Source organism: Sphingopyxis sp., assembly GCF_035250425.1.
Lineage (GTDB): Bacteria > Pseudomonadota > Alphaproteobacteria > Sphingomonadales > Sphingomonadaceae > Sphingopyxis.
Window position 1 is genome coordinate 1 of record NZ_DATFFD010000307.1, and the last position, 5,257, is coordinate 5,257.

The window sequence follows — 5,257 nt, forward strand, 5'->3', positions numbered from 1 at the left end:
TCGCGCTGCCCTGCGTCGGCGCCGCGATTGCGCAATTCGGCCCGGTCCATCGGCTGGCGCAGTCGCGGGTGTGATGCGCGGGCGGCAGAGGGGGGCACAGTGAATGGCCGGTATGGGGTGGTGAGCTGCCATTCCAAATAACCGTCGCCCCCGCGGAGGCGGGGGCGACGGATTATTATGGCCGCTTCTGGTCGAACCTTGGCATCTTAAGATATTCGCGCAGAGGCGCAGAGATCGCAGAGGGAAAGATTTTTCGTCTCTGCGATCTCTGCGCCTCTGCGCGAATCCTTTTCAAAGCCGCCTAAGCGGCCATGGCCGCTTCCGGTCGAAACCAGCTATTCAGCCAACAATCCGCCTGCCAGCAGCATCGCCACGCGCACATCGATCCCGCAGCCCTCGGCGCGCTTCGCCGCGACGAAATCGGCGACGCCGTCCAGCGGGACGCGGTGGACGATGATGTCCTCGCCATCGACCCCGCCGCCTTCGCCGACCTTGGTCAGCCCGGTCGCGATCAGCAGCGTGAAGCTTTCGCTGACCATGCCGGGCGAACTGTAGAATTCGCCGACGGTGCGCCAGCGGTCGGCGCGATAGCCGGTTTCCTCCTCAAGCTCGCGCTGCGCCGCGATCTCCGATGCCTCGCCGGCGGTGTCGTCGCCGACCAGTCCCGCAGGCAGTTCGAGGCACTGGACTTTCAATGGCACGCGATATTGTTCGACGAGGATGACGTGCCGGCCATCATCGCCCTCGTCGATCGCGAGGATCACCGCGGCATGAATGCCGCGGGCGCGCGAGACATATTCCCACGTTCCCGGCTGCTTGACGGAAATGAAGCGGCCTTCCCACCGCGTCTCGATGGGGGTGTCGGGGGCGGGGCGGGTCATTTTTACCTTTCGAGTGTGGCCAATAAATAGGGACTGTCCCTATTTATTGACGGCACCGTCGGTTAGAGTTCGATCAGGCGGTCGGGAAGTTCGTTGGGATTTTCATCGCCCTTGGGGAAATGTTCGGCGAGCACGATACCCATCTGACGCACCGCCTCCGCCATGCCTTCGCCCGGCTTGCCGACGCGCAGACGCTCGATCAGCGCGGCCATCGCATTGCCCCAGATTTCGGGCGTGACCTTGGCGGCGATCGCTTCGTCGGCGACGATGTCGGCGCGATGCTCTTTCAGGCTGAGGTAGAGAAGGACGCCGGTGCGGCCGAGCGTCTTTGCCTCGGTCCCGACCTTGAACAGGTCGATCGCGCGCGCGCGGACGCGTTGCGCCTTGATCGCGCGCGGGGTCAGCGCCATGCGCAGCGGCCGCCACAGCAGGATCAGCCACATGCCGATCCATTTGAGCACGCCGACAGCAATCACCGTTCCAAGCCATTGATTGGCGGTGAGTTCGTGCCCCCAGCCGCCGGTGAGCCGGTCATAGAGGCTGCGGTAAAATTCGGGGAAAAGCGCGATCACCGACATGGCGATGAACGCGACGACGCTGGCCCAGACGAGCGCGACATCGTCATAATCGTTCGACTTCGCCGCGACGACGGTGACGATCTCACCGCTCGTATGCGCCTCGGCCGCCGCAACGGCCGCGGTCACGATATCGTGATCGCCTTCGCTCACATGGCTGATTTTCTGTGGCATGTCCTGCGTCCCCTACCAGCCGCCCGAGGCGCCGCCGCCCCCGAACGAGCCGCCGCCGCCCGAGAAGCCGCCGAAGCCGCCGCCTCCGCCGCCACCCCAACTCGATCCACCGCCGCCCCATGAGGAGCCGCCGCTGCCGCCGCCCCAATCGTCGTCGCCCCAGATGATGATCGGTGCGCCGCCCCACGGGCCGCCGCGGCGATGCCGCTTCCCGCGGCCCATGCGCGACAGCATCGGCAGGACGAAGAAGATCAGGATGATGAAGCCGACGAAGAAAAGCCCGCCGAAATTGCCGTCGCCGGAACGGTCGCGCTCGGCCTGGTCGGCGGCGGCGGCGCGTGCCGCCGCTTCCTCGGGCGGCAGCTGGATTTGCTGCGCGATCGCGTTGACGCCGTCCTGGATCCCGCCGGGCATGTCGCCGGCCTTGAATTTCGGCGTCACGACGTCGCGAATGATCCGCCCCGACAGCGCGTCGGTGAGGATGGGCTCGAGGCCCAGGCCGACGGCGATGTGCATCCGCCGCTCGTTGGGGGCGATCAGGAAAACGACACCATCGTCCTTCGCTTCGTCACCGATCCCCCACGCGCGGCCCAGTTTGTAGCCATAGTCGGAAACATCATTGCCTTCGAGGTCGCCGACCGTCGCGACGACAAGCTGGTGCCCGGTCGTCTTCACCAGCTCGAGCAGCTGCGTGTTGAGCGCCGCTTCCTCGGCCGCGGGGATGATGTCGGCCTGATCGACGACCGGATTGCCTGCGAGCTTGGGAAAGCTCTGCGCAGCCGCGGGTGCCGCGAGCAGCGACAGGCCGAGTGCCCAGCCGAGCAAAAGCGACCTCATTTGGAATCTCCTGTTTGCGCGGCAATGGCATCGATGCCGATCCTCAAGCCGCTGGCATAATCGCTCTTTTGGAAACTCGGAATCATGTCCTTGATCACGGCTTTTGCTTCCACGTCGGTCAGCGCTTTTTCCAGACCATAGCCGACGGCAATGCTGGATTGGCGCTCGTTCGGCGCGATAAGAATGAGGATGCCATCGTCACGCCCGGCATTGCCGATACCCGAGCGCCGCCCGAGGCAGGTCGCAAATTCCATCGGGTCCGCGCCATTGAGCGCGCTCGTTGTCGCGACCGCCATCTGATGAGTCGTGCGTTGTTCATAGGCGGCGAGACGTTGGGACAATTGCTGCTCACCCTCTGCGCTCAGGATATTCGCGGAATCGGTGATGCGCCCTTGGAGCGCTATCTTCGGAACGCCCATGCAAACTGCCGATTCTGGTGCAGGCGCCGCCTTGCAGCCGCCCGCGATCATCAGGATCGCGAGCGGAGCGGCAAAGGCGGAAAACCGCATTTTACTGTCCGAAGTCGACCTTCGGCGCCTGGTTGGCATTCGGGGTGATCGCCTTGTACGGCGTCATCGGCTGCGCGCCATGGACGATCTTGGCGCCGATGATGTCGGGGAAGGTGCGGATGGTCGTATTATAATCCTGCACCGCGCCGTTATAATCCTGGACCGAGACGTTGATCCGGTTCTCGGTGCCCTCGAGCTGGGTCATCAGGTCGGCGAAGCGTGCCTGGCTCTTGAGGTCGGGATATTGTTCGACGGTGACGAGCAGGCGGCCGAGCGCGCTCGACACGTTGCCCTGCGCTTGCTGGAACGCCTGCACCTTGGCGGGATCTTCGAGGTCGTCGGTGCTCAGCTTGACCTGCGTCGCCGATGCGCGCGCCTGGATCACGCCTTCAAGCGTCGACTGCTCGATCTGCGAGGCGCCCTTGGCGGTTTCGACGAGATTGGGGATCAGGTCGGCGCGGCGCTGATACGCGGCTTCGACATTCGCCCATTTGGCTTTGGCGGCTTCTTCCTTGGTGGGAACGCTGTTGATGCCGCAAGCGGACAGCGACATCGCGGCGACGGGCACGATCAGCAGGCGGGCGGAACGCAAAGTCATGGTCGGACACTCCCTCCGCGCGGCACGGCGCCGCGCCAACTGACTTAATATAGTAAGACGCCCGCCGACCCGCAATCATTGACGCGGATAATCGTGTCATGCACTCTGGAAGTCTAGGCGTAGCGACCAAAGGGGTTAAACATGATCAAGGATTTCAAGGCATTCCTGAACCAGGGCAATGTTATGGGACTGGCCGTCGGTGTCATCATCGGCGCCGCGTTCGGAACGATCGTCAAGTCGCTGACCGACGACGTGCTGATGCCCTTCATCGGCTTCGTTACCGGCGGCGGGGTCGATTTCACCAATAAATATCTGGTGCTGACGGGCGGCGACAAAGTGACCGCGGGCATGACGCTGGCGGCGGCGAAGGCGACCGGCGCGAATGTGATGGCGCTTGGCAGCTTCGTCACCGCGGTGATCAATTTCGTGCTGCTGGCCTTTGTCGTGTTCCTGCTGGTGCGGCAGGCGAGCAAGTTCATCAAACCGGCCGAACCGGGGCCGACCGAAGTCGACCTCCTCACGGAAATCCGCGACGAGCTGAAAAAGAAGTAGGCGTGTTTTCCGGCTGACGCCGGAACGGCACCGGCCCACTCCCCCACCCGGCCTCCCACAGGGTAAACTGGTTTGGGAGGCCGGGTGGGGGAGCGGGCCGGTGCCGAACTTACGATAAAGCGCACGCCCGCCCTTTCCATCGGCGCGCGGGCACCCTATATCAGTCATGCCGGTTTCGACCGGCTATGGTGATAAATGGTGTCGTGGAATAGACACAGCGGACCCGGGGGCAGTACCCGGCGGCTCCACCACAAACCCGCGTTTCTTTGATGGGCGCGCGGGTTTCTGACGGGGCCGAACCAGGATCGACGTGTGTTCAAAGACGATATTTTTGCCCGGGCTGAGTAACCCGTTCAAGGCTCAAAACCAATAGGTGCTAACGATAACGAAGCACTCGCTCTGGCTGCCTAACCGATAAGCCTCACGGCCTAAGGTTAGACAAATAGAACGCGGTTCGGACCGAACCGGGCAACAGAATCGGATACCAGCGGCTGGGGACGAGCCGGGCAACAGAATCGTCCCACCTATTCCTCCCCAATCAACCGCAGCATCAACCTGATGCCTTCGCACGCGGATCGCCGCCGCACGGCATCACGGCCGGCAGCGCCGAGATGGAGTTCGAGCGTTTCCATTCGTGCGCCGCGCAAGGCCGCCAAATATACCAAGCCCTCCTCGTCTTCCGCCCCGGCGGGTCCGGCAAAGCCGGTGATTGCGAGCGCCAAATCCGCACCGGAGGTAGCGAGCGCGCCCGTCACCATCGCCCTCGCGGCCGCTGCGGAGACCGCGCCATTCTCCTCGATCAGCGCGGGCGCAATACCCAGCATCTCTATCTTCGCTTCGTCGCTGTAGGTGACGAAGCCACGCTCGAATACATGTCCAAGTCCCTCGACATCGGTGAGTAGCGAGGCCATCATTCCGCCCGAGCAACTTTCGGCGGTCGCTATTCGCAGATCGCGTGCAGACGCGGCGCGAAGCAGCTGCGCCACCAGATCATCCAGATCCAAGTCCCTGACCATCTCCCCCTAACGTTTCGGCCCCGATCTTGTTTCCTCGGTAGACGAGGGAAAGGGAAGTGACTGATATCGCTTCCCTTTCCATGGTCAGTCTGCTGCTATCAGCTGCCCTGTGGGG

At 63.5% G+C, this 5,257-nt stretch carries 7 protein-coding genes and 1 other RNA gene; 2 read left to right on the forward strand and 6 right to left on the reverse strand.

What is annotated here, in order from left to right; all coding sequences use genetic code 11:
• Positions 1-335: 335 nt before the first annotated feature.
• The 5 genes from VJ811_RS18740 to VJ811_RS18760 form a co-directional block, all read right to left on the reverse strand.
• Entirely contained in the window at positions 336-881 is a 546-nt protein-coding gene (locus tag VJ811_RS18740) for an NUDIX hydrolase (protein WP_324075199.1), read from the reverse strand.
• A 62-nt stretch (positions 882-943) separates the two neighbouring features.
• Positions 944-1,630 carry a TPM domain-containing protein gene (locus VJ811_RS18745; RefSeq protein WP_324075200.1) on the reverse strand — a complete coding sequence of 229 codons (687 nt, stop codon included), beginning with the start codon at positions 1,628-1,630 and terminating at the stop codon, positions 944-946.
• A 12-nt stretch (positions 1,631-1,642) separates the two neighbouring features.
• Positions 1,643-2,467, reverse strand: coding sequence for a TPM domain-containing protein (locus tag VJ811_RS18750; RefSeq protein WP_324075203.1), 825 nt, complete (start codon positions 2,465-2,467; stop codon positions 1,643-1,645).
• Entirely contained in the window at positions 2,464-2,976 is a 513-nt protein-coding gene (locus VJ811_RS18755; protein WP_324075205.1) for a TPM domain-containing protein, read from the reverse strand. Before VJ811_RS18755 ends, VJ811_RS18750 begins: the two co-directional genes overlap by 4 nt.
• Before the next feature lies 1 nt (position 2,977).
• Positions 2,978-3,574: a LemA family protein gene (locus VJ811_RS18760; protein WP_324075207.1), complete on the reverse strand. Its 597-nt coding sequence runs from the start codon at positions 3,572-3,574 to the stop codon at positions 2,978-2,980.
• A 141-nt stretch (positions 3,575-3,715) separates the two neighbouring features.
• On the opposite strand from VJ811_RS18760, the gene mscL reads away from it, so the two are divergent.
• Entirely contained in the window at positions 3,716-4,126 is a 411-nt protein-coding gene (mscL, locus tag VJ811_RS18765) for a large conductance mechanosensitive channel protein MscL (RefSeq protein ID WP_324075210.1), read from the forward strand.
• A 129-nt stretch (positions 4,127-4,255) separates the two neighbouring features.
• Positions 4,256-4,612, forward strand: a transfer-messenger RNA (tmRNA) gene (ssrA, locus tag VJ811_RS18770).
• A 38-nt stretch (positions 4,613-4,650) separates the two neighbouring features.
• Here the strand turns inward: ssrA and VJ811_RS18775 are convergent.
• Positions 4,651-5,130, reverse strand: coding sequence for a nicotinamide-nucleotide amidohydrolase family protein (locus VJ811_RS18775; protein WP_324075212.1), 480 nt, complete (start codon positions 5,128-5,130; stop codon positions 4,651-4,653).
• Positions 5,131-5,257: the final 127 nt, after the last annotated feature.

Bases quoted from the DNA above. Each gene is read 5' to 3' on its own strand.
- VJ811_RS18755 (WP_324075205.1), bottom strand. From the start codon at position 2,976: ATGCGGTTTTCCGCCTTTGCCGCTCCGCTCGCGATCCTGATGATCGCG.
- VJ811_RS18740 (WP_324075199.1), bottom strand. From the start codon at position 881: ATGACCCGCCCCGCCCCCGACACCCCCATCGAGACGCGGTGGGAAGGC.
- VJ811_RS18760 (WP_324075207.1), bottom strand. From the start codon at position 3,574: ATGACTTTGCGTTCCGCCCGCCTGCTGATCGTGCCCGTCGCCGCGATG.
- VJ811_RS18745 (WP_324075200.1), bottom strand. From the start codon at position 1,630: ATGCCACAGAAAATCAGCCATGTGAGCGAAGGCGATCACGATATCGTG.
- VJ811_RS18750 (WP_324075203.1), bottom strand. From the start codon at position 2,467: ATGAGGTCGCTTTTGCTCGGCTGGGCACTCGGCCTGTCGCTGCTCGCG.
- mscL (WP_324075210.1), top strand. From the start codon at position 3,716: ATGATCAAGGATTTCAAGGCATTCCTGAACCAGGGCAATGTTATGGGA.